At 72.5% G+C, this 22,327-nt stretch carries 22 protein-coding genes; 15 read left to right on the top strand and 7 right to left on the bottom strand.

The genetic code is table 11. The features are described 5' to 3' along the window. Positions 1–48 precede the first annotated feature (48 nt). From KM933_RS09315 to KM933_RS09285, 7 genes are all read left to right on the top strand, one after another. Entirely contained in the window at positions 49–1,632 is a 1,584-nt protein-coding gene (locus tag KM933_RS09315; RefSeq protein ID WP_221350131.1) for an ABC transporter substrate-binding protein, read from the top strand. Between the two features lie 20 nt (positions 1,633–1,652). Further along, the gene (locus KM933_RS09310) at positions 1,653–2,618 is read left to right on the top strand and encodes an ABC transporter permease (RefSeq protein WP_221350287.1); all 966 of its coding nucleotides are present in this window, start codon (positions 1,653–1,655) and stop codon (positions 2,616–2,618) included. Then, the gene (locus KM933_RS09305; protein ID WP_221350129.1) at positions 2,611–3,510 is read left to right on the top strand and encodes an ABC transporter permease; all 900 of its coding nucleotides are present in this window, start codon (positions 2,611–2,613) and stop codon (positions 3,508–3,510) included. The genes KM933_RS09310 and KM933_RS09305 overlap by 8 nt, the downstream gene beginning before the upstream one ends. 89 nt (positions 3,511–3,599) lie before the next feature. After that, positions 3,600–4,493 carry an ABC transporter ATP-binding protein gene (locus KM933_RS09300; RefSeq protein ID WP_221350285.1) on the top strand — a complete coding sequence of 298 codons (894 nt, stop codon included), beginning with the start codon at positions 3,600–3,602 and terminating at the stop codon, positions 4,491–4,493. Then, a complete protein-coding gene (locus tag KM933_RS09295) occupies positions 4,486–5,136 on the top strand; it encodes an ABC transporter ATP-binding protein (RefSeq protein ID WP_221350127.1) in 651 nt (216 codons plus the stop codon). The genes KM933_RS09300 and KM933_RS09295 overlap by 8 nt, the downstream gene beginning before the upstream one ends. A gap of 197 nt (positions 5,137–5,333) precedes the next feature. Further along, entirely contained in the window at positions 5,334–6,200 is an 867-nt protein-coding gene (locus KM933_RS09290; RefSeq protein ID WP_221350125.1) for a phosphatidylinositol-specific phospholipase C/glycerophosphodiester phosphodiesterase family protein, read from the top strand. A 129-nt stretch (positions 6,201–6,329) separates the two neighbouring features. After that, entirely contained in the window at positions 6,330–6,524 is a 195-nt protein-coding gene (locus KM933_RS09285; protein ID WP_221350123.1) for a hypothetical protein, read from the top strand. Positions 6,525–6,548: 24 nt separating this feature from the next. Here the strand turns inward: KM933_RS09285 and KM933_RS09280 are convergent, their stop codons facing one another. Both KM933_RS09280 and KM933_RS09275 read right to left on the bottom strand, forming a co-directional pair. Continuing rightward, positions 6,549–7,775, bottom strand: coding sequence for a phosphodiester glycosidase family protein (locus KM933_RS09280; RefSeq protein WP_221350122.1), 1,227 nt, complete (start codon positions 7,773–7,775; stop codon positions 6,549–6,551). 91 nt (positions 7,776–7,866) lie between these two features. Then, on the bottom strand, positions 7,867–8,232 hold the full coding sequence (locus KM933_RS09275) for a DUF779 domain-containing protein (protein WP_308013314.1): 366 nt from the start codon (positions 8,230–8,232) through the stop codon (positions 7,867–7,869). A 247-nt stretch (positions 8,233–8,479) separates the two neighbouring features. Between KM933_RS09275 and KM933_RS09270 the strand changes: the two genes are divergently transcribed. From KM933_RS09270 to KM933_RS09255, 4 genes are read left to right on the top strand one after another with little or no spacing between them, the layout of a single operon-like run. Further along, positions 8,480–9,046 carry an MSMEG_1061 family FMN-dependent PPOX-type flavoprotein gene (locus KM933_RS09270; protein WP_221350120.1) on the top strand — a complete coding sequence of 189 codons (567 nt, stop codon included), beginning with the start codon at positions 8,480–8,482 and terminating at the stop codon, positions 9,044–9,046. 55 nt (positions 9,047–9,101) lie between these two features. Next, positions 9,102–9,971 carry an ABC transporter ATP-binding protein gene (locus tag KM933_RS09265; protein WP_221350118.1) on the top strand — a complete coding sequence of 290 codons (870 nt, stop codon included), beginning with the start codon at positions 9,102–9,104 and terminating at the stop codon, positions 9,969–9,971. Then, complete coding sequence (locus KM933_RS09260; RefSeq protein WP_221350116.1) at positions 9,968–10,966, top strand: iron-siderophore ABC transporter substrate-binding protein; 999 nt, start codon at positions 9,968–9,970, stop codon at positions 10,964–10,966. The genes KM933_RS09265 and KM933_RS09260 overlap by 4 nt, the downstream gene beginning before the upstream one ends. Continuing rightward, entirely contained in the window at positions 10,897–13,053 is a 2,157-nt protein-coding gene (locus tag KM933_RS09255) for an iron ABC transporter permease (RefSeq protein ID WP_308013318.1), read from the top strand. Before KM933_RS09260 ends, KM933_RS09255 begins: the two co-directional genes overlap by 70 nt. An 11-nt stretch (positions 13,054–13,064) precedes the next feature. On the opposite strand, the gene KM933_RS09250 is transcribed toward KM933_RS09255, so the two are convergent. The 3 genes from KM933_RS09250 to KM933_RS09240 form a co-directional block, all read right to left on the bottom strand. Beyond that, positions 13,065–13,961, bottom strand: a complete 897-nt coding sequence (locus tag KM933_RS09250; protein WP_221350112.1) for an RNA polymerase sigma-70 factor — start codon at positions 13,959–13,961, stop codon at positions 13,065–13,067. Between the two features lie 29 nt (positions 13,962–13,990). Beyond that, on the bottom strand, positions 13,991–16,708 hold the full coding sequence (locus KM933_RS09245) for an NPCBM/NEW2 domain-containing protein (RefSeq protein ID WP_221350110.1): 2,718 nt from the start codon (positions 16,706–16,708) through the stop codon (positions 13,991–13,993). A 431-nt stretch (positions 16,709–17,139) separates the two neighbouring features. Then, positions 17,140–17,811 carry a hypothetical protein gene (locus KM933_RS09240; protein ID WP_221350108.1) on the bottom strand — a complete coding sequence of 224 codons (672 nt, stop codon included), beginning with the start codon at positions 17,809–17,811 and terminating at the stop codon, positions 17,140–17,142. A 590-nt stretch (positions 17,812–18,401) separates the two neighbouring features. Between KM933_RS09240 and KM933_RS09235 the strand changes: the two genes are divergently transcribed. The 3 genes from KM933_RS09235 to KM933_RS09225 are packed head-to-tail and all read left to right on the top strand — an operon-like array spanning position 18,402 to position 20,421. Continuing rightward, positions 18,402–18,656, top strand: coding sequence for a hypothetical protein (locus KM933_RS09235; protein WP_221350106.1), 255 nt, complete (start codon positions 18,402–18,404; stop codon positions 18,654–18,656). Next, complete coding sequence (locus KM933_RS09230; RefSeq protein WP_221350104.1) at positions 18,653–19,477, top strand: SAM-dependent methyltransferase; 825 nt, start codon at positions 18,653–18,655, stop codon at positions 19,475–19,477. The genes KM933_RS09235 and KM933_RS09230 overlap by 4 nt, the downstream gene beginning before the upstream one ends. Positions 19,478–19,521: 44 nt before the next feature. Then, positions 19,522–20,421, top strand: coding sequence for a class I SAM-dependent methyltransferase (locus KM933_RS09225; RefSeq protein WP_221350102.1), 900 nt, complete (start codon positions 19,522–19,524; stop codon positions 20,419–20,421). 98 nt (positions 20,422–20,519) lie between these two features. Here KM933_RS09225 and KM933_RS09220 read toward each other — a convergent pair whose 3' ends face one another. Next, positions 20,520–20,930, bottom strand: coding sequence for a RidA family protein (locus KM933_RS09220; RefSeq protein WP_221350100.1), 411 nt, complete (start codon positions 20,928–20,930; stop codon positions 20,520–20,522). A 107-nt stretch (positions 20,931–21,037) separates the two neighbouring features. On the opposite strand from KM933_RS09220, the gene KM933_RS09215 reads away from it, so the two are divergent. After that, entirely contained in the window at positions 21,038–21,412 is a 375-nt protein-coding gene (locus KM933_RS09215; RefSeq protein ID WP_221350281.1) for a winged helix-turn-helix transcriptional regulator, read from the top strand. Positions 21,413–21,482: 70 nt separating this feature from the next. Here the strand turns inward: KM933_RS09215 and KM933_RS09210 are convergent, their stop codons facing one another. Continuing rightward, positions 21,483–22,247, bottom strand: coding sequence for a FadR/GntR family transcriptional regulator (locus KM933_RS09210; RefSeq protein ID WP_221350098.1), 765 nt, complete (start codon positions 22,245–22,247; stop codon positions 21,483–21,485). Between the last annotated feature and the right edge of the window lie 80 nt (positions 22,248–22,327).

Below are 22,327 nucleotides of genomic sequence, written 5' to 3'. Positions count from 1 at the left end.
TTGCGATCTGTTCGCAATAACAGGTGATCTTCATTAGGGGTGGGCGGCATGAGGGCCCGATCGATACGAGGCACGGGTGCCCTGGCGACGGCGGTGACCCTGGCGACCGTCTCCGCCGCCTGCTCGGCACCCGGCGGCGGCGAGGGCGGGGGCGCGGCCACCTCGGCCGTCGTCGGCATCGCCTACGAACCCGACACGCTGAGCCCGCTCCTGGGCTTCGGCAAGGACGGCAACTCCAAGATCTTCGACGGACTGCTCACGCACGACGCCGACCTGAAGCTGAAGCCCGCGCTCGCGGCGGCCCTGCCGGAGGTCACCGACGGCGGGCGCACCTACACGTACGAGCTGCGCGAGGGCGTGGAGTTCAGCGACGGGAAGCCGTTCACCGCCGCGGACGTCGTCTTCACCTACGAGACGATCCTCGACGAGAGGACCAACAACCCCTCCAAGGGCGAGCTGGACGCGATCAGGAGTGTCGAGGCGAAGGACGACGACACGGTCGTCTTCCGGCTCAAGTACCCCTACGCGCCCTTCGCGGAGCGCACGGTGCTGCCCATCGTGCCCGAGCACGCGGCGGGCGGCCAGGACGTCAACACCGGCTCGTTCGGCACGAAGCCGGTCGGCACCGGGCCGTACGAGCTGGCCAAGTGGTCCAAGGGCGAGCAGCTCGTCCTGGAGGCCAACCCGGACTACTGGGGCGGCGCTCCGAAGATCGAGCGCTTCACCATGGCGATCATCAAGGACGACGACGTACGCGCGACCCGGCTGCGCTCGGGCGACCTCGACGGCGCGATCCTGCCGCCGAACCTCGCCAAGGCGTTCAAGGGGCCGGGGCGGAAGACGTACGCGGCCAAGAGCTTCGACTACCGCACGGTCACCCTCCCGACCGGCAACGAGGTCACCGGCGACACCGCCGTGCGCCGGGCCCTGGACATCGCCGTCGACCGGCAGGCCATGGTCGACGGCATCCTCGAAGGCGCCGGCAAGGTGGCCCACGGGCCCGTCCCCACGGGCAGCGAGTGGTTCACCGGGGGCACCGAGCGGACGCACGACCCGAAGAAGGCGCGCGCCCTCCTGGACCGGGCCGGCTGGAAGCCCGGCAAGGACGGCATCCGTGTGAAGGACGGCGTCCGCGCGAGCTTCCCGCTCTGGTACCTCTCCGGTGACAAGCTCCGCCAGGACCACGCCCTCGCCTACGCCTCCGACGCCAAGAAGATCGGCGTCGAGGTCGAGGTGCAGGCGGGCACCTGGGAGGTCATCGAGCCCCGTATGCCCGAGGACGCGGTCCTCGCGGGCGGCGGCTCGCCGGCCGACCCGGACTTCGACCAGTACGCGCTCCTGCGCTCGGACCTCGCGGGCGACGGCTTCAACAACATGGGCTGGTACGACAACCCGAAGGTCGACCGGGCCCTGGAGGCAGGCCGCGAGAGCGGTGACCGGGCCGAACGCAAGGCCGCCTACGACACCGTGCAGCGCGAGCTGGTGAAGAACCCGGGCTACACCTTCCTCACGCACATCGACCACCTGTACGTGGTCGACGACCGCTTCGGCGAGCTGTCCACCCAGGTCGAACCGCACGACCACGGTCTCGCGGCGGGCCCGTGGTGGAACGTGGAGGACTGGCGGCCGTGAGCCGTCCCCCCTGGGGTCCCATGGCGCGGCTGGCGGGACGGCGGGCCCTGTTCGCCGTCCCCGTCCTCGGGACCGTCACGTTCGGTGTCTTCGCGATCGCCGCCGCCTCGCCCTTCGACCCCGTCAAGGCGTACGCGGGCACGGCCGGGCTCAGCGCCTCGCAGCGGACCCTCGACCAGCTGCGCGCCAACCTCGGCGCCGACCGGCCCCTGGTCGCCCGCTGGTGGGAGTGGCTCACGTCCGCCGTACGGGGCGACCTCGGCGACTCCAGCGCACTGCGGCAGCCGGTCGCCGACGTGATCGGCGAACGCGTCGGCTGGTCCGTGCTGCTGGCCTCCGCCGCCTTCGTCGTGGCCGTCCTGCTGGGCACCCTGCTAGGCGTCCTCGCCGCGCGCCGGCCGGGCGGCTGGACGGACCGGGCCGTCACCTCGTTCGCGTACACCCTGGAGGCGGCGCCGCCGTTCTGGCTCGGACTGCTGGTCATCTGGCTGTTCGCCCTGAAGCTGGGCGTGCTGCCCGCGGGCGGTCTCACGGACACCGGCAGCACGGTGGTCACGGCCGCGGAGGTCGCGCGCCATCTCGTCCTGCCCGCGGGCGTGCTGGCGCTCTCCCAGCTGCCGTGGTTCGTGCTGTACGTCCGCCAGGGCGTCGGCGACGCCCTCCAGGAGGACCCGGTGCGCGGCGCACGCGCCCGCGGACTCGCCGAGCGCACCGTCCTGACGGGGCACGCCCTGCGCTCCGGGATGCTGCCGGTGCTCACCCTGATCGGCTCGCGGGTGCCCGAACTCATCACCGGCGCCCTCCTCGTGGAGACCGTCTTCAGCTGGCCCGGCATCGCGGCGGCGACGGTCGAGGCGGCCACCGCCGTCGACTTCCCGCTGCTGGCCGCGCTGACCGTGCTCGCCACGATCGCCGTGCTGGCCGGGAACCTGCTCGCGGACCTGCTGTACGGGCTCGCCGACCCGAGGGTGGGCTTCGATGGCTGAAACGACCCGCCTCCCCGCGGAATCGGAGAGGACCGAGGGGTGGCGTACGCGCGCGGTCGCGCGGCGCTCCACGCGCGCGTGGCGGGTGCGCGGCTCCGCCGCCGTAGTCGCCGTGCTGGTGCTGGCCGTGCTCCTCGTGCCGCCCTTCGTCCAGCTCGACCAGCAGGCCGTGGACCTGGCGGCGAAACTGCGGCCCCCGTCCTGGGAGCACCCGTTCGGCACCGACGACGTCGGCCGCGACCTGCTGCTGCGCTGCGTCTACGGACTGCGCGTCTCGCTGCTGGTCGGCGTGGTGGCCGCGGTCGTCGCCACCGTGGTCGGCACGGCCGTCGGCGCGCTCGCCGGAGCCCTCGGCGGGTGGCCCGACCGGGTGCTGATGCGGCTGGTGGACGTCTTCGCGTCCGTGCCGCACCTGCTGCTCGGCATCTTCATCGTGGCGATGTTCCGGCCCGGCGTCTGGCCGGTCGTCGTGTCGGTGGCGCTCACCCACTGGCTGTCGACCGCCCGCATCGTCCGCGCGGAGGTCCTCTCCCTGCGGTCCCGGCCCTACGTCGACGCCGCGATCTCCGGCGGCGCCTCCCGCTACCGGGTCGCGGTACGGCACCTGCTGCCCGGGGTGCTGCCCCAGGCGGGGCTCGCCGCCGTGCTGATGGTGCCGCACGCCGTCTGGCACGAGTCCGCCCTGTCCTTCCTGGGCCTCGGCCTGCCCACGCACCAGGCCAGCCTCGGCACGCTGGTGCAGACCGCCCGCGGCTCGCTGCTCGCGGGCGACTGGTGGCCCACGCTCTTCCCCGGGCTGTGCACCGTCGTCGCCACCCTCGCCATCGCCGGCCTCGCGGGGGCCTGGCGCGAACGGCTCAACCCGCGCCGCCGATCGGAGCTGATGCTGTGACACCGCCGACCGACAGCGGGAGCGGGCCGGCCGGCACGGTGGACGGGGGGACCGTCCTGTCGGTGCGGGACCTCTCCGTACGGTTCCGGATGCGCGACGGGTCGTACGTACGGGCCGTCACGGAGGTCTCCTTCGACCTCGCGCCGGGGGAGTGCCTGGCCCTCGTCGGCGAGAGCGGCTGCGGCAAGTCGGTGCTCGCCTCGGCCCTGCTCGGCCTGCTGCCCGGCAACGCCTCGGTCGCGGGCTCGGCCCTGCTCGGCGACGACGGGCTCGACCTGCTGGCCGCGGACGAGCGGGTGCTGGCCCGCGAGGTGCGGGGCCGGCGCGCCGGACTCGTACCGCAGAGCCCCGCGGCGCACCTCACCCCGGTGCGCACCGTCCGCTCCCAGCTGACCGAGACCGTCCGCGAGCTGACGGGCGCCGCCGGACCCGCCGGCGTGCGGGCCGCCGCCGCGCGGGCCGCGTTCCCCGAGGACCACCTCAACCGCCATCCGCACCAACTGTCCGGCGGACTCGCCCAGCGGGCCGCCACCGCGCTCGCCCTCGTCGGGGACGCGCCCCTCCTGCTCGCGGACGAGCCGACGACCGGACTCGACCGGGACCTCGTGGAGCGGACCGTCGACGAACTGCGCCGCCACACCTCGGACCACCGCGCCCTGCTGCTGATCACCCACGACCTGGCGGCGGCCGGGCGCATCGCCGACCGCGTCGCCGTGATGTACGCCGGGCGCCTGGTGGAGATCACCGACGCGGCCGGCTTCTTCGGCGCGCCGGGCCCGCGGCACCCCTACGCGCGCGGTCTGCTCAACGCCCTGCCGGAGCGCGACTTCACCCCGATCCCGGGCATGCCGCCCGAACTCGGCGCGCTGCCGCCGGGATGCGCCTTCGCGGCCCGCTGCGACCGGGCGAGCGGGGCGTGCGCGGCCGTACCGGCCCTGGTGTCCGGCGTCGCCTGCCACCACGTGGAGGTGGCACATGCTTGAACTGCGGTCCGTCACGGCCGGCTACGACCGGCGCGCCCCCGTGGTGCGGGACGTCTCCCTGACCGTCTCGGCGGGCGAGGCCGTGGGGCTCCAGGGCCCCAGCGGCTGCGGCAAGTCCACGCTGGCGCGGGTCGCCGCCCTGCTGCACCGGCCCGACAGCGGGCAGGTCGTCCTGGACGGCGAGACGGCACGCGGCTGGCGCCACCGCGCGCCCAGGGCCCAGCGCACCGCCTTCGGGGTCGTCTTCCAGCAGCCCCGGCTCTCGGCCGACCCGCGGCTGCCGCTCGCCGAGCTGATCGCCGAGCCGCTGCGGTCCAACGGCCGGCCCACGGACGGCGTCCGGGAGCTGGCCGAAACCGTCGGGCTCGGGGCGGACCTGCTCGGCCGCCGGCCGCACGAGGTCAGCGACGGCCAGCTGCAGCGCGCCTGTCTCGCGCGGGCGCTCGCGCTGCGGCCGCGCTGGCTCGTCTGCGACGAGATGACGGCGATGCTCGACGCCTCCACGACGGCCGCCCTGGTCGGCGTCGTCGAGGCATACCGGCGGGAGAGCGGCGCGGGCCTGCTGGCCGTCGGGCACGACCGGGTGCTGCTGGAACGCTGGTGCGACCGGACGGTGGGCTGGGCCGAACTGACCTCGCGGTGAACAGCCGCCGGGTGCCGCCCGGTGAAGTGAACAGCCGCCGGGTGCCGCCCGGTGAAGTGAACACACGGCGGCGGTCCGGCCAACTCCCCGCACGACCCTGCTCCCCGGCCGTGTCGGCACCCCATACTCTCCCCAGTTCCGACACCGCCGGACCGGGGCGTCCCCGCGCCCCGTACGGCACTTCCAGGGAGGCAGACATGGCCCTCACCACCCGTCGCAGAGCCCTCACCACCCTCGCCGCCGGCCTGGCGGGCGGCATCGCCCTGCCCGCGTACGCGCAGGCGGGCGAGGACCACCGCCGCCCGCGTCCGCTGTGGCGTGCCCACGCGCACAACGACTACCTCCACCCCCGGCCCCTCCTCGACGCGCTCGACCACCGCTTCGGCAGCGTCGAGGCCGACATCTTCCTCGTCGACGGCCAACTCCTCGTCGCGCACGACCCGGTGGAGCTCGACCCGGCCCGCACCCTGGAAGCCCTCTACCTGGACCCGCTCGCCGCCCGGGTGAAGGCGGGCCGCGGCTCGGTGTACCGCGGCCACCGCAGACCGCTCCAGCTGCTGATCGACCTCAAGACCGAGGGCTCCTCGACGTACCTCGAACTGGACCGCCGGCTGCGCCGCTACCGGCACCTGTTCACCACGTACGCCCACGGCCGGGTGGTCCCCGGCGCGGTGACGGCCGTGATCTCCGGCGACCGGGCCGCCCGGGTGCCCATGGAGGCCCAGACCGTGCGGCGCGCCTTCTACGACGGCCGGCTGCTCGACCTGCTGGCCCCCGCTCCGGCCCCCGCCTCCTTCCTGCCGCTGGTCAGCGACAACTGGACGCTCAACTTCACCTGGCGGGGCGTCGGCCCGTTCCCCGCGGCCGAGCGGCAGAAGCTGCGCGCCATCGTCTCGACGGCGCACTCCCGCGGACAGCGGGTCCGCTTCTGGGCCACCCCGGACCTGCCGGGCCCCGCCCGTGACGCCCTGTGGGGCGAACTCCTCGCGGCGGGCGTCGACCACCTCAACACCGACGACCTCGCGGGCCTCGAAGCGTTCCTGGACGCCCGCGGACACCGGTAGGCGTAGCCCAGCGCTTTCACACGCAGTCAACACACGTTCGGCGGACACGTCAGCCGCCCGGACAAACCACCCTCTGCGCCACACTTGCGGCCGAAAGCCGCGGAGCGGACGTGGCGGAGGAGGTTGACGGTGGCCATTTCCATCTCTGTGGTGCTGCTGCTGGTGATCCTGGCGGTGGTCTTCGTACGCAACGGCGCGCTGAAGGTCTCGCACGCCGTGGTCTGCATGCTGCTCGGCTTCTGCCTCGCGAGCAGCAGCATGGCGCCGACCATCCACAACGGGCTCACGGCGACCGCCGACATCGTCAGCACGCTCAGGCCGTGAGCCCGGGGTGGCGGGCCGCCCGTGTCAGACCTGCGAGAACACGCCGATCCCGTTGGGCACCGGGCGTTCGGCCCCACCGCTGGGATGGTTGCGCACGGTGGCGGTGGCCGACCCCGGCTCCCGGGCCGCCAGCGTGCTGGAGCCGCCGCCGTCCAGGCTGAACGCGTCCACCGAACCCAACTGCTTCATGGCGTCCGCGACTTCCGCGACGGTGAGGCCGCCGCGGAACTCGGGTGCCCCGTCCAGTGCCAGCAGCCACAGCCGCGCACCGCCGTCCGAGACACCCGCCGCGGTCCGCACCGCCGCCGTCACGTCGTCCAGTCCGGCGAGCGGCAGACCGTCCCGCAGGACGGGGTAACCGCCGATCGCGAAGTGGTACGGGGTCCCCGACGCGGCCACCAACTCGTGCCGCACCACGACCGGTTCGCCCACGGCGAGCTTCCGCAGCTGCTGGGCCCCCGCCTCCCGGCCCACCAGGACCGTGGTGTCCGGGGCGACGGCCCCGCTGCCGGGAGTCCCGGCCGACGACACGACCCGGTCCTCCCGGACCGTCACCTCGTGGACGTCGGTACTGCACGGCGCGGCCCGGTCGGTGTCCGTCCCGCAGGTGGCCCGCACCCGGGAGGCCCGGCCCCAGTCCGCGGTGAACGCCCCGACGGACCCCACGGGCAGCGCGTACTGGTTGAGGCCGCCGAGCGGCAGCCGCTCCGCGGCGGTCTCGACCGAACCCTCCAGGGCCAGGCTGTCGAGGCGGGCCTTGTGGTCCGTGCCCACACCGAGCACGTCCTCGGTGCTCGTGCCGGGCGGCAGGGCGGGGCCGAAGCGCTGGCCGTCCGGGACCGCGGCCTTGAGCGCGCGCCCGCTCGCGACGGCGGGACCGACGGGCGCGCCGGTCGCCTCGACGCCGGGGTGCTGTGTCTCGGTGATGTTGAAGAAGTCGCCGTTGACGCCCGCCACGGCACCCCGGGCGTCGGTCATGACCGAGACCGCGGACCGGGCCGCGACCGCGCCGGGGTGGAGCAGGTCGACGCTCACCCGGGGGTCGCCGAGATCGACGCTGAGCACATGGGCGTGCGCCGTCCCGTGGGCGGCCGGGATGTCGAACTCCGTGTAGCGCACGCCGGGTGCGATCCTGCTGAAGCCCGGCGCGGCGCCGGCCGGTGCCGCCCCGGCGAGGGCGGCACCGGCCAGCGTGCTCCACGCGGCGAAGACCGTCAGTGCGGTTCTGAGTCGTCCGGTGCGTCGTGTCACGGTGCCCCTGCTCTCTCCGCCGGTTCCTCGAACGGGCCAAATGGCCCAGGACACCGGGGAGTTCACCACAGAGCGGGTGCCATGGCGACGACTACGTGCCGACGAGCCGCGAACGCGTCAGAAAACGTACCCCTTCGGGCGCCTCCAGGGAGAAGCCGCTGCCCCGCCCCTCCACCACGTCGACGATCAGCCGGGTGTGGCGCCATGCCTCGTACTGGTTCCGCGCCATCCAGAACGCGACCGGCTCCTCGACCCCCTCGACGGCCAGCGAGGCCAGCAGCACGTCGGAGTCGCCCGTCCGGAACTCGCCCTCGGGGTAGCACATGGGCGCGCTGCCGTCGCAGCAGCCGCCGGACTGGTGGAACATCAGCGGTCCGTGCACGGACCGCAGCCTGCGCAGCAGCCCGGCCGCGGCCGGTGTCAGCTCCACGCGCGGGGCGGAGTCGGATGGAGGCACCGGGCATCACTCCTCGTGGCTTCGGACGTGGCCGCGGGCGTGGGCGTACCGGACGATCGGGGCGTGGCCACTGCCGCGGAGCCTGTCGGGCGGGCGTCCGCACGTCAAGCCCCCGCAGGGCCGCGCCACCAGGGGCGTGCGACACCGGTCGGGAGGGCGCACCGGATCGTTAGGTAAGGCAATCCTAAGAGCAGGTAATGTTCGGAACGTACCTGCTCGTCGGAGACACGCACGTTTGGAGTCGGCCTTGCCGCACACGATCGACACCGCCGCCGCCAAGGGCCCGGACGCCGCGACCCGGGAAGGGTGGGCCGAGCTCGGGTCCGGTGCCGAGCTGCGCGAACTGCTGGGCGACCCCTGGCCCATCGTGATCGAGAAGGTGCACGACCGGCTCACCGACCCGGACCGCGACATCATCGCCCGCTCACCCTTCTGCCTGCTGGCCACCTCCGACTCGCGCGGCAACTGCGACGTCTCGCCGCGCGGGGACGTCCCGGGCTTCACGCACGTCGTCGACTCCGGCACGCTCGCCCTGCCCGACCGGCCGGGGAACCGGCGGGGCGACAGCTTCCACAACATCCTCGACAACCCGCACGCCGGCCTGCTCTACCTGATCCCGGGCGGCAAGGAGGTCCTGCGCGTCAACGGCAGGACCCGCATCCTGACCGACGCCCCGTTCTTCGACGCCATGACGGTGAAGGGGCAACGCCCGGCGCTGGCACTGGTGTTGGAGATCGACGAGATATACCTGCACTGCCCGGCCTCGCTGCGCCGCTCGGGGGTGTGGGACCCGGGGTCCTGGCAGACCGCCTGAACCGGCGGACGGACCCCCTGTCCAGCACAAATAAGGGTAGGCTAACCTTCGCCAGGTGAGATCTGGTGAAGAAACAGCCGGTACGCCGCGCCTGCGCGGCCATGCCCTGTCGGCCACGGACGTGACCGTGTCGTACGACGGCGTCGACGTCGTGCACGACGCGGCGGTCGCGCTCCGGCCCGGCGAGGTCACGGTCCTGGTCGGCCCCAACGGGAGCGGCAAGTCGACGCTCCTGCGGACGATCGCCCGGCTGCAGCGACCCCGCCACGCCACCCTCAGGATCGACACCGACACCGACGGCCTCGCCGTGAGCGCCCGTGAGTTCTCGCGGTACGTGGCCCTGCTGACCCAGGGCCGTCCCACGCCCGGCGGACTGACCGTGCGGGACGTCGTCGAGTTCGGCCGCTACCCCTACCGGGGCCGCTTCGGCCGGCCCGACCCCGACGCGTCGGCCGCGGTCGACCGGGCCCTCGCGCTGACCGGTGTCACGGACCTCGCCGAACGGGGCGCCGACCACTTGTCCGGCGGCCAGCTCCAGCGGGTGTGGCTCGCCAGCTGCCTCGCCCAGGAGACCGGCGTGCTGCTCCTGGACGAGCCGACCACCTATCTCGACCTGCGGTACCAGATCGAGCTCCTCGACCTCATCCGCGACCTGGCGGACGAGCACGGGATCGCCGTCGGGGTCGTCCTGCACGACCTCGACCAGGCGGCGGCCGTCGCCGACCGGATCACCCTGCTCGAAGCGGGCCGGGTCGTCGCCGACGGCCCGCCCGAGGACGTCCTGACACCGGAACGCCTCACCGCCGTCTACGGCATCAGGATCGACGTCGACACAGACCCCCTCAGCGGCCGGCTGCGCACCCGCCCGGTCGGCCGGCACCACACCCGACACATGCGAACCGAAAGGCTCGGCACCACCTCATGAGACGCCTCCTGCTCACCGCGGCCGCCACCACCGCCGCGGCGCTCACCCTTGCCGCGTGCGGCACCACCGAGCCTGCCGCAGACAAGACCGCCGAGGCCGGCAAGGCCGGCAAGACCTCCGGGGCCATCACCCTCACCGACGGCTCCGGCAAGAAGGTGAAGCTCGACGGACCGGCCACCAAGGTCGTCGCCACCGAGTGGAACGTGATCGAGAGCCTCGCCACGCTCGGCGTGGCCCCGGTCGGCGCCGCCGACGTCAAGGGCTACAAGACCTGGGTCTCCGCCGTCCCGCTGAAGAACGAGCCGAAGGACATCGGCACCCGCGGCGAGCCGAGCATGGACACCGTGGCCGCCCTCTCGCCCGACCTCGTCGTGGCCACCTCCGACCTGCCGCCCGCCGCCCTGAAGCAGCTGCGCGAGATCGCCCCCGTGCTGGAGGTGAAGTCGGCCGACGGTGCCGACCAGATCGGGCAGATGTTCAAGAACCTCGACCTCATCGCGCAGGCCACCGGCACCACCGACAAGGCGAAGACGGTCCGCGCCGACTTCGACGCCAAGGTCGCCGAGGGCAAGAAGGCCCTCGCCGACGCCGGCCTCGACGGCACGCAGATCGCCTTCGCCGACGGCTACGTCGCCTCCAACCAGGTCTCCCTGCGCCCGTACACCAGCGGTTCCCTCATCGGGACCGTCAACGAGAGCATCGGCCTGAAGAACGCCTGGAAGGTCAAGGGCGACGCGGCCTACGGTCTGGGCACCACCGACGTCGAGGGCCTCACCGACCTGCCGAAGGGCACCCGGTTCGCCTACATCGGCAACGACGACGACAAGTCCGCCACCCCCTTCACCGGCGTCCTGGCGAAGAACGCCGTGTGGAAGTCCCTGCCGTTCGTGAAGGACGGTGACGTGCACCGGCTGCCCGACGGCATCTGGATGTTCGGCGGCCCCGGATCGATGGAGGCGTACATCGACGCCGTCGTCGACGCACTGACGAAGTAACTGACGAAGTAACGGAAACCATGGCCGTCACCGCAACCTCCCCCGTCGCCCGTCCGTCGACGGCCGCGTCCCGGACGGGCGTGGCCGCGGTGACGGCCGCGCTCGTCCTCCTGGTCCTGGCCCTCGGGATCGCCGACATCACCCAGGGCACCGCCGCCGTCGGACCGGCCGAGGTGCTCAAGGCCCTGACCGGCCGGGCCGACCAGTCCGACGCGTCCGTCGTGATCGCCTCCCGGCTGCCGCGGATGACCGCCGGCATCCTCGTCGGCGTCGTCCTCGGCGTGGCGGGCGCCGTGCTCCAGACCGTCAGCCGCAATGTGCTCGCCTCGCCCGACACCCTCGCGGTGAACGCCGGTTCGTACCTGGCGCTCGGGCTGGCCGGTGCCACCGGCGTCTCGCTCCCGCTGCTCGCCTCCTCCTCGGTGGCCTTCGCCGGCGGGCTCCTGGCCGCGGCCGTCGTCCTGGTCCTCTCGGGCCTCGGCACGGGCACCGTACGGCTGGTCCTCGCCGGCACCGCGCTGGCACTGGGCCTGAACTCGCTGACCGAGGGCCTGCTCCTGCTGTTCCCCGAGCAGACCGAGGGCCTCTACCAGTGGAACCAGGGCAGCATCAGCCAGAACGGCTTCGACGGCGTCCTGCAACTGCTGCCCGTCGCCGTGGCCGGGCTCGCCGGCCTGCTGCTGACCGCCCGCCGGATCGACGCGCTCGCCCTCGGGGACGACGCCGCGCGCGGCCTGGGCGTCCCGGTCCGCGCCACCCGGGTGACGGTGGTCGTCCTGGCGGCGCTGCTCTCCGCGACGGCCGTCACGCTCGCGGGGCCCATCGGCTTCGTCGGCCTGTGCGCCCCGGCCCTGGTACGCCCGCTCGCCCGCCGGTTCCGCGGCTTCGCCCGCTCCCGTACGGCCCTGCCCGTGGCGGGCCTGGCCGGCGCGGGGCTGGTCCTCGGCTCGGACGTGCTGCTCCGGGCCCTCGTCCCCGCGGACCGGGCGGTCGCCGTGCCCACCGGCGTCGTCACCAGCCTGGTCGGCGCCGTGTTCCTGGTGGTGACGGCCCTGCGCCTGCGGGACACGTCCGGCGCCGAGGCACCGGACCGGCTGCGCATCCCCAGCCGGACGGTGTTCCTGGCGACCACGGCCGTACTGGTCGCCGTGGTCGTCGGCGTCACGCTCGGCGGCGTCCTGCTGGGCGACAGCAAACTCCTGCTCGGCGACGTCGCCAACTGGACGCAGGGCCGGGCCGGCCGGGCCGTGTCCTTCGTCCTCGAAACCAGGGTGCCCCGGGTGTTCGCGGCCCTGTGCGCGGGCGCGGCACTGGCCCTGGCCGGCACGCTGGTGCAGGCGGTGACCCGCAACCCGCTCGCGGACCCGGGGGTCCTGGGCGTGTCCGGCGGCGCCGCGCTGGGCGCCGTGCTCCTGGTCACCACCGTGCCCGTGGCCGGTACGTGGAGCGTCGCGGGCGCGGCCTTCGCGGGCGCCGCCCTGGCCTCCGTCCTCGTCTTCGGCCTCGCGGCCCGGGGCGGCTACCAGCAGAACCGGCTGGTCCTGGTCGGCATCGGCGTCGCCGCCGGTACCGCGGCGCTGATCAGCCTGCTCATCGTGCTCACCGACCCGTTCAACGCCACGAAGGCGCTGACCTGGCTGTCCGGTTCGACGTACGGCCGGACCATGCCGGACGTCGTGCCCGTCGCGCTCGTGCTGGTGGCCGGCCTCGCCGTCGCGGTCGCCCGGCGCACCGAGCTGGACCTCGTCTCCCTGGACGGGGACACCCCGCGCCTGCTCGGCCTGCGGCTGTCCCGGGCCAGGCTGGGCTTCCTGGTCGTGAGCGTCCTGCTCAGCGCGACCGCCGTGGCCTCGGCCGGCACCATCGCCTTCGTGGGCCTGGTGGCCCCGCACGCGGCCCGCGCCCTCGTGGGGCGGCGGCACGTACGGGTGGTACCGGTGGCCGTCCTGCTGGGCGCCGCCCTCGTCTGCACGGCCGACCTGCTCGGCCGCACGGTCATCGCCCCCGCCCAGCTGGGCGCCGGACTGATGACGGCGACGATCGGCACACCGTACTTCCTGTACCTGCTGGTACGGAGCCGGCGGTAGGTTCCGAGGGCTCAGGCGTTCAGCGAGGTCACATAGGGTGCCAGCTTGGCCGGGCTCATCACCCACATGAGCCGGTCGATCCCCTGGGCCGACACGTCGGCGGACAGCAGGGCCACGGCGCTCGCGCCGGAGCGGACGAGAACCGCCGGCCGGCCGTTGGCCTCGACCCAGCGGGCGTCCGACCCCGGCCAGAACCGCGGTGCGAAGGCGGCGAGGTAGCGGGAGACGCGTGAGCGTCCGACGACCGGGACCCTCGACGCGCCCCGCATCCCGCCGCCGTCGGTGTAGCTGACGACGTCCGCGGCCAGGACGTCCTCCAGCGCCTTCAGGTCGCCCGTCCGCGCCGCACCGAGGAACACCTCCAGCAGCCGCCGGTGCTCGCCCCGGCCGACCTGCTCCCGCCGCTCGGCGGACAGGTGCCTGCGCGCACGGCTCACCAACTGGCGGGTGTTGGGCTCACTCGTCCCCAGGATGCCGGCGACCTGCCGATAGGGGTAGTCGAACGCCTCTCTCAGGACGTAGGCCGCCCGCTCCACCGGGTTCAGCTTCTCCAGGAGGAGGAGGACCGCCATCTCGACGGCCTCGGCGCGTTCCGCCCCCAGCTGCGGGTCCGGGCCGGTGTCGACCGGCTCGGGGAGCCACGGTCCGACGTACGACTCGCGCCGTACCCGGGCGGACCGGGCCGTGTTGATCGCGAGACGCGTGGCCACGGTGGTCAGGAAGGCGGTCGGCTCGACGACGTCCGCACGGTCGGCGTTCTGCCACCGCACCCATGCCTCCTGGCACACGTCCTCGGCCTCGGCGGCGCTGCCGAGCACCCGGTAGGCGACACCGAAGAGCCGGGGGCGCGCCGCGGCGAACTGCTCCGCCGCCGTCTTGAGGGAGTCGGCGTCGTCCCCGGCGTACATCGGTGTCCCTCCCGGCCCGGAGGCCACTGTCAGGCGGTGTCGGTCGTGGCCGGTGCGGTGGCCGGACGCAACTCCGCGTCCCCCCAGTCCGCGTGGTCGAAGTCGATCCCGTCGCCGCCGTCGGTGACGCGCAGCGTCAGGCGCTCCACCCCGCTGACGTCGACGTCGAGTGCGCGGGCGGCGTCCGCGGGGGTCATCACCCCGGTCCGCGCGAGCAGCCGCCCGTCGCCCACCACCTCGAAAGCGACCGTGGCCGCGCCGCCGACCTCGTCGTCGACGCCCACCCGGGCCCGGAAGCGGTCGTACGCGCCCCGGAGGTCGACGGACACCTCGGCCGCGGCGTGCATGCCGAGGCCCTTGTCGTACGCGGTGCCGCGGATACGCAGGGGACCGCCGTCGCCTCCGGCGCTCTCCCCGTTCGAGGCGTCGCGCTCGACCGGCCCCCAGCCGTTGCGCTCCGCCGCGAACGGCAGGTCGCTCACGTAGTCCACTCCCGGTGGTGACACGAACACCCGCACCGTCCGCTCGTGGCGCAGCGGGGTGACATCGGGTTTGCCGCCCGGAGCCCGGTAGGAGGCGCTCACCACCACGTCGTGGTAGCCGTACGCCGCGTCCGGCGGGACGTGCACGACGGCACGCGTGCCGAGCGCGTCGCCGGTGGCGAGCTCGTCGGCGTGAGCGGTGCCGTCCGTGACCGTCCACCCCTTCGGGGCGCTCACCCGTACGTCGGCGTCGCGCACCGGACCGAACTCCTCGACCTGGAGGCCGCCTTCGACGTCGACCGTCGTTCCCGGGTCGGCGTCGGCCTTCCGCGGTGTGGCCGACAGGGCGGTCAACGGCAGACGCTCCACCGGTCGGTCGCAGGTGGTGCGGCCGGGCACGGCACGGCAGATCAGCGCGGCGAAGCCGCCGCCCGCCGTGGTGGGGACCGCCAGGACGCCGCGGCGGTCGGTCACCCGGGAGTCGCGGACCAGGCCGTCCGGTCCGTCCCGCAGGACCTCCAGCCGCCAGCGGCCACCGCCGAGGAAGTCCAGCGGTACGCGCCGCGTGGCAGGCCCGTCGGCGGCGCCGACGTCACCGACGAACCAGCGGTCGCCGTGCCGCCGGGCGAAGGTCGCCCCGTCACCGGGACTCCCGGACAGCAGCCGCGTCTCGTCCCAGACGGTCGGCACCTGGTCGAGGAACCGTTCGAGCTCCGGACGGGACCGGTAGGCCGCCACCGAACCGGCGAAGTTCTGGAAGGCGGACTCGTAGACGACGGACAGGGCCAGCTCCGCGGCCTCGGAGGTGGTACGGGTGCCGAACTGGAATCCCATGGGTGTGTAGTCCATGGATCCCACCACGTTCCGGGTGAAGGGCAGGGTGGTGATGTCGGCGAGGGACACATTGCCCTGCTCGGCGCCGTAGACCGCCTCCATGGACATGACGTGCGGCCAGGTGCGCTGGATGCCGTGCGGAATGGTCGATCCGTGGAAGTTGACCAGCAGTTCGCGTTCCGCGGTCGCCCTGAGGACGTCGTCGTACCAGCGGAAGCGCTCCTGCGCGTCCGAGTCCATGAAATCGATCTTCAACCCGGCCGCGCCCCACCCCTTGACCCTGTCCAGGGCCTCCTCGCGTTCGGCGGCCGTGTCCAGATCGGTCCAGTGCATCCACAGCAGGATCTTCACCCCGCGCCGCTGCGCGTACTCGATGAGCCGCGGCATCCAGTCCTCGGTCTTCCACCCGTCGTCCACGAGTGTGTACTCCCAGCCGTGGGCGGCGCTGTAGTCGACGAACCGCTGCTGGGTCTCCAGGCTGCGCTGCGCGGCGCCGAAACCGGCCAGCCAGGACCAGGCGACCTTGCCCGGACGGATCCACGAGGTGTCCGCCACCCGGGAGCCGGGCGCCAGGTCGTCCACGAGGGTGGACTCCGTGACGGTGGCGAGGTCACCGATGACGGCGGTGCGCCAGGGGGTGGCCAGCGGGCCGGCGGAGGAGACGCGCTCGTCGGCGAGCTCCACGGCGTAGCGGCCGCTCCCGGCCTCGTGCGCGAGACGGCTGCCGGCGTAACGGCCGTCGACGTCCGACTCCGTGAGCAGGACGTAGGACGTGCCGACCCGGAAGAGCGAGGGGTACGCGTAGTCGCCCGCCGCGGCGCCCGCGGCGGTGGTCTCGGTGCGGGGCCGTTCGTAGTTGGGCGTGTACGGCATCAGCCACGCCGCCGCCCCGCCCGGCACCTGGAACGCGGAGGCCTCCCCGAGCACCGTCACCCCGTCGTCGCCCGGCAGCACGTAGCGGTAGGCGAACCCGTCGTCGGAGACACGGACGACCAGGTCGAGCCGGGCACCGTCGTCCTTGGCGAAGGAGAACCGCGCCTCGGTCATACGGGCCGTACGCCTGCGCTGCTTGCCGGTCGTCGTGGTGTAGCGCTCGGTCACCTTCCGTACGGTGTGGCCGCGGGGCCGCAGACCGGTGGTCAGGTCGGAGGAGTCGGTGGTGATGCCGACCGGGGCGGGTTCGAGCACGGTGGTGGCGCCTCGGCGCGCGCCCAGCGACAAGGTGCCCCGTGCCGCGTCGAGTTGCAGTCGCGCGGTCAGGGTGTCGCCGGGCCCTCCCGCACCGTGGGTCACGTTCCACGACGTGACCGCCGCGTTCCCGGGGGCGGCCGTGGCCGGGGGAGTGAGACCTCCCAGCCCGACGGCGACGCCCACGGCCGCGGCGCACCATGCCAGCAGCCCGCGTCTCAACCGGTACGTTCCTGCGCGCATGCGGGTCTCCAATCGAGGGGGCAGTTCGAGTGGGGCAGCGTGGCCGGTCCACATCCGGGGCCGCGCCCGGAGCGACGGCGGTGCGGCCGTCGGCGCGAGGACGCTCCGCCGACCGGATCGGGTGTCCCGAAGGCGTACGGCGGCCCCGCGCCGGAGGTCGCGTACCCGACGGCCCGGACCCGGCGCGTACCCGACGGCCCGGACCCGGTCACCGCGGCCGGGGCGTGCTGCGGTGTGCGGCGTGACCTTCTCATTTCCACTTTCCGCAGACAACGTTGTCACATGGCCGTCGTCATTCTTCGGCGGATGTGATGCTCACGTCAAGAGTCTGTCGTCGCCCGGCAGACGGGTTCGAGCCGGCGTCATCGGGCATTGCCGACGCCGGCTCGCCGCCCGGGGTGCGCTCGGACGTGTCGGACGTGTCACACGTGTCAGACGTGAATCACCTTGGGGAAGGCTTTGTCCGTCTCGATGTAGTACTTACGGACCAGCGGGCCGAATCCGTCCTGCGAGTCGCCGAGGATCATGGCCTTGACGACCTGAACGCTCTTCGCGTCATCGAACTCCTGCGTCTTCGTCCCGGTGTCACCGGGGACCAGCAGCCGCCACTCGGCCCGGGACTCCGCCGTGGCGCTGACGTCCGGGTCGAAGCCCAGGTAGTAGCGGCGTCCGGAGGGCTGCTCCTGCCCGACGGCCAGGAAGACGATCACATGGAAACCGGTGTTACGTTCGTTGTTGAACTGGCTCGCGCTTCCCCCCACGTGCCCGGTCGAACCGCTGATGATCACGGCGCGGTCGGCCTTCACGGCTTTGTCGATGGCGGTCCATTTGCCTCCGACCTGGAACGGCACCGACAGATCCGAGGGCTTGTACGGCCCCTCTTCCCCGGGGCTCAACGCGGTGCCGACCCTTTGGGCGCGCCCCTGGCAGTCGTTGTCCATCATTTTCCCGAACGTGGGATCGGCCGGCATCTGCAACCAGAACCTGAGGCGGTCGAGGACGGGGCCGTCCGTCGCATCCACCTTCTGCGAGATCCGGGTCCTGACGGCCCGGATCGTGGGTGTGGTCTGGTCGACGGCTTGAACGTACGCCTGCTCGATCATGGAAGATCCCCCCGGCTCGACTCCTTTGTCCCACCATGGCGCACGGAAAGTGTCTCCGGCAGGGCGCGGAGTGGGGAGCGCACGCCGAGGAACGCGCCGCCGTCCCGGCGGGCGGCGTGGGCGCGGGCCTCAGCGCCGTCCCTTGAAGTGGCCGCTCCGATACAGCTTGTAAAGCATGAACGAAGCAAGGATCAGCCATACGCCCAGGAACGCCCACTGGAACCAGGGCGGACCGTCCGGCCTGCTGTCCTGGGCCGGCGCCGAAGCCGTCACAACAAAAGAATTCATCTCCCACCGGTGCCCCGTTCGTGAAGGCAGACACCCGGTACTTCGCCTTCCGCTTCCGTCGTCCCGGTGGGTTCGCGTTCCGGCTGACCCGCACCCGCCGCCGGAGCCGGTGGCCCGGCAGGTGACCGGGAAGCAGACGCGGACGGCGCACACCGGTGTCGCGTCCGTGACGAAGCACCCTGAAGCGCTGCGTCACTTTCGGGGAAACCGAATTCATCCATTCGGCCGCGCTCTGGTGCGGGTGCAGTTTTTATCGGTGCTCTATTCTTGATGGAGGGAATCCTTCACGGAAGGAGCGAGCAATGCAGCACGCAGTCGTCGATTTCATGGAGGAGCTGGTCACGCAGCCGCGCCGACAGCACTCCTTCCGCCGCTCGCCCGAGGCGTACATCGCCGGGAGCGCCCTGTCCCGCACCGAGCGGGAGGCGGTCGCCTCCGGTGACGTGAGCCGTATGCGCGCCGTCCTGGCCGAGTACAGCCCGGTGAAGGAGGAGGCGGGCGGGCTTCTCATCCTCCTCGCTTTCGACGAAGAGGAATCCGGCGAGGGCGGGGCGTGAGTGAGCGGCAGCGTGAGGAAACCGGTGGTCCGGTGCAGGAAGCCGTGGGCAACGCCCAGCTGGTCGTGGTGGGAACCGGATTCCGGGCCATCGGTGACTTCACTCTGGAGGCACGAGCCTGTATCGAGCAGGCCGACAAGGTGCTGTGCCTGATCGGGGACCCCTTGGTCACCCACTGCCTCGGGGAGATGAACTCCTCCGTGGAGACTCTCGACGTCCACTACGCCGTCGGCAAGAAGCGCCATGATTCCTACGAGGAGATGGTCCAGCGCATCCTGTCCGAGGTGCGCCGCGGCCAATTCGTGTGCGTAGCCCTGTACGGGCACCCGGGGGTATTCGCCCACGCGGGACACGAAGCCATCCGCCGAGCGCGCCTGGAAGGCATTTCGGCGCGTATGCTTCCCGCCCCCTCCGCCGAGGACTGGTTGTTCGCCGATCTGGGCCTGGATCCGGGGAAATCGGGGTGCCAGAGTTTCGAGGCATCCGATTTCCTGATCCGTCATCGTGTCTTCGACCCCACGAGCCTCCTGATCCTGTGGCAGGTCGGCGTCATCGGCATGATGGACTACGACGCACGGTTCGACGCACGCCCCGGTGCCGCCTGCCTGACCGAAGTGCTGCTCGCCCACTACGGCACCGACCATCCGGTCACGGTCTACGAAGCATCGCCGTACGTGACCGCGCAGCCGCGTATCACCACCGTTCCACTGGCCAAGCTTCCCGATTCCTCGCTGCGGGCGACTTCCACCCTGGTGGTGCCGCCTCTGCCCCAACGGCCCTTCGACCGGGACCTGCTGGCCCGCCTCACGCGCCGCCGCTGACCGGATCCGGGTGATCCGGGTGATCCGGGTGAGGAGTCACCGCCATGGGACCGCAGGGCACGAGGCCGCATCTCGGCGGTGTTTCCGAGACCGCGCTGTGGACGCTGTACATGCGCGCCCACGAGGCACGCCGGCCCGACCGCCTGATCGAGGATCCGAAAGCCATCGAGCTGGTCGCCGCGCTCGATTACCCGTTCCTGGAGCGCTTCGGCCTGGACGAGCAGGACATCGCCGAGGGCGAAGCGCTCCGGACGCGGGTGTTCGACGACGAGGTGCGCCGGTTCCTCCGGGGTGACCCCGAGGGGACCGTGGTCACCCTCGGCGGAGGACTGGAGACGCAGTTCTGGCGTGCGGACAACGGACGGGCGCGATGGATCAGCGTCGATCTGCCGGAAGTGGTGGGATTGCGGCGCCGCCTTCTGCCGGAGTCGCCACGGCAGCGGCTCGTCGCGTGCTCGGTGCTGGACGATCGGTGGATGGACGAGGTGGACCTCACCCGTGGCGTCCTGATGACGGTCAAGGGGTTGTTCCAGTACTTCCAGCCGGCCGAGGTGCACCGACTCGTCGCCGCCTGCGCGGAGCGGTTCCCCGGTGCCGTCATGGTCTTCGAGGCACCCGCCCGCTGGCTCAGCACCCGTATGAGGCAGGGCCGTGTCAGAACCCCCGCCGGGACCGCGCCTCCCCCCACCTACTGGGGGATGGATCCGAGGGAAGCCCGCAGGATCCGCGGGGCCCACCCGAACATCGTCGAGTGGACGGACCTGCCCCTGCCTCCCGGCCGGGGGAGGGTCTACGGCCGGCAACTGCCGTGGATCGCGCGCACGCCCGTGGTCCGGAACTGGAAACCGGTCTGGATCACACGCCTGCGGTTCGGTGACGACCCCTCCGGGGGCAGCCCCGGACACACCCGACACGAACCCCGGGTGCGTCCGGCCGACCGGTAGCTCCTCCCGTCGGTGTCCGGGCCGCGGCGGGCCGGACACCGCCCTTCACGACGGCCCCGCCGGGACGAGGCCGGAAGGGCCCGCCCCGGCCCCGGGGATCAGTCGAGCAGCGCGGTGGCCTCGACCTCGACCAGTACGTCCGGCTCGAAGAGGTGGTCGACACCGATGAGGGAGGCCGGCGGCATGGGAAGCCGGAGTCCGATCTCTTCGGCGACGGCTTCCACACCCGCCATGAAGTCGTCGATCTTCTCCGGACTCCACCGGGTCACGTAGAACGTCAGGCGCAGCACGTCCGCGAACGACGCGTTCGCGCCCGCCAGCCCGACGGAGGTGTTGCGCAGCGCCTGGGCGACCTGCCCGGCCAGATCGCCGGGCGCGACCGGGGTTCCGTCGGCCAGGCGAGCGATTTGGCCGCTGACGTGGACATGCTTTGTCCCGGTACCCACGGCGACGTGGTGGTACGGGGTCGGCTGCAACATGCCCTCGGGCGTGAAGTGCTGAACAGTCATGGTCGTTTCCCCTTTGAAGTAGGTATTCGTAAGCTACCTAGTGGAAGAAAGACACTTCAACGAGACCAGGTTTCGCCATGGATACCGACGAGATGGATACCGAGGACATGGATACCGAGGACGAACTCCGCATCGAATCCCCGCATCGCGAACTGCTCGACCAGATTCTCGACAAGTGGTCGCTCAGCGTCCTCAACGAACTGTGCGAACGCCCGTGCCGCTTCAACGAGCTGCGCCGAGCCGTCCCCCAGGTCACGCAGAAGTCGCTGACCGCGACGCTTCGACGACTCGAACGCAACGGCGTGGTCGAGCGCGAGGTCGTCTCCACCCGCCCGGTGGCGGTCAGGTACCGGATCACGCCGCTCGGCAAGACCCTTCGGCCTCCTGTCGACGTACTGCTGGCGTGGGCCTCGGAGAACATGCCCGCCATCGCACGGGCCCGCGACGCCTACGACGCGCGGGAAGACGAAACAGGCCGCTGATCGATGACGGACGGACCCTTGCCCGTGGCACCGTGGCACCGTGGCACCGCGGGGTCGCGGCCGTGTCAGGTCATACGGCATCGGCGGCGTCGGCGGCATCGCCCGGCGTTCCGGAGGACCGGGCGATCTCTCGTTCGGCGGCTTCGACGATGGCCAGTACGGCGGCCGCCGCGGCCGCGGGATCACGGGCCTCGACGGCCTGCACGACGGCACGGTGACCCGGCAGCGAGGCCTCCACCGCGCCGGGGGTCCGGATGCTGACGAGGAAGCTGTGTTCCAGCGCGATGCCGACGGCACGGCCCAGTGAGCCGAGGAGGCGGTTGCCGCCGGCGTCGAGCAACGCCCGGTGGAAGGCGATGTCGGCCTCGACATAGCCCTTGCGGCCGGGGTTCGCCGCCGCGGCCTCCATGGCCGCCAAGGAGGCGTACAGGGCTCGTACGTCGTCGGGACCGGCCCGGTCGGCGGCGAGCCGGGCCGCTTCGGGTTCGACGATCCGGCGCAGTTCACCCGTGTCGCGCAGCAGAGCCGCGGAGTCTCCGGCCTGTTTCCAGCGCAGCACGTCACGGTCGAGGTGGTTCCAGTGCTCCGGGGGCAGCACGCGCGTGCCGGTGCGGGGGCGTACCCGCAGCATCCCCTTGGCCACCAGTGCCTTGACCGCCTCCCGCAGCAGTCCCCGGCTGACGCCGATCCCGGCGGCGAGCGCGTCCTCGACCGGCAGCGCGTCCCCCGGCTCCCACGCGCCGCCCACGATGCGCCGCCCCAGCTCGTCGACCACGCGCTGATGCGCGGTCGGGAAGTGCTGCTCCACGATCCCCGTTCGCCCCCTGGACGCCATTCATCGAATCATCTAATGATTGTTTCCCAGGGTACGGCCTGCGGGTCCGCACCCGGGAACGCCCATCGCGAAGCGGACGA

It is taken from the genome of Streptomyces beigongshangae (genome assembly GCF_019710745.1).
GTDB classification, from domain to species: Bacteria; Actinomycetota; Actinomycetes; order Streptomycetales; family Streptomycetaceae; genus Streptomyces; species Streptomyces beigongshangae.
Note: the sequence above shows the minus strand (reverse complement) of the source record. Positions and strands in the feature narration are given on the sequence as shown.

Excerpts from the sequence above, each read along its gene's own strand:
- KM933_RS09310 (WP_221350287.1), top strand. The coding sequence starts at position 1,653 with ATGGCGCGGCTGGCGGGACGGCGGGCCCTGTTCGCCGTCCCCGTCCTC.
- KM933_RS09210 (WP_221350098.1), bottom strand. The coding sequence starts at position 22,247 with ATGGCGTCCAGGGGGCGAACGGGGATCGTGGAGCAGCACTTCCCGACC.
- KM933_RS09290 (WP_221350125.1), top strand. The coding sequence starts at position 5,334 with ATGGCCCTCACCACCCGTCGCAGAGCCCTCACCACCCTCGCCGCCGGC.
- KM933_RS09305 (WP_221350129.1), top strand. The coding sequence starts at position 2,611 with ATGGCTGAAACGACCCGCCTCCCCGCGGAATCGGAGAGGACCGAGGGG.
- KM933_RS09295 (WP_221350127.1), top strand. The coding sequence starts at position 4,486 with ATGCTTGAACTGCGGTCCGTCACGGCCGGCTACGACCGGCGCGCCCCC.
- KM933_RS09245 (WP_221350110.1), bottom strand. The coding sequence starts at position 16,708 with ATGCGCGCAGGAACGTACCGGTTGAGACGCGGGCTGCTGGCATGGTGC.
- KM933_RS09240 (WP_221350108.1), bottom strand. The coding sequence starts at position 17,811 with ATGATCGAGCAGGCGTACGTTCAAGCCGTCGACCAGACCACACCCACG.
- KM933_RS09215 (WP_221350281.1), top strand. The coding sequence starts at position 21,038 with ATGGATACCGAGGACGAACTCCGCATCGAATCCCCGCATCGCGAACTG.
- KM933_RS09250 (WP_221350112.1), bottom strand. The coding sequence starts at position 13,961 with ATGTACGCCGGGGACGACGCCGACTCCCTCAAGACGGCGGCGGAGCAG.
- KM933_RS09235 (WP_221350106.1), top strand. The coding sequence starts at position 18,402 with ATGCAGCACGCAGTCGTCGATTTCATGGAGGAGCTGGTCACGCAGCCG.
- KM933_RS09225 (WP_221350102.1), top strand. The coding sequence starts at position 19,522 with ATGGGACCGCAGGGCACGAGGCCGCATCTCGGCGGTGTTTCCGAGACC.
- KM933_RS09315 (WP_221350131.1), top strand. The coding sequence starts at position 49 with ATGAGGGCCCGATCGATACGAGGCACGGGTGCCCTGGCGACGGCGGTG.
- KM933_RS09300 (WP_221350285.1), top strand. The coding sequence starts at position 3,600 with ATGCGCGACGGGTCGTACGTACGGGCCGTCACGGAGGTCTCCTTCGAC.
- KM933_RS09220 (WP_221350100.1), bottom strand. The coding sequence starts at position 20,930 with ATGACTGTTCAGCACTTCACGCCCGAGGGCATGTTGCAGCCGACCCCG.
- KM933_RS09260 (WP_221350116.1), top strand. The coding sequence starts at position 9,968 with ATGAGACGCCTCCTGCTCACCGCGGCCGCCACCACCGCCGCGGCGCTC.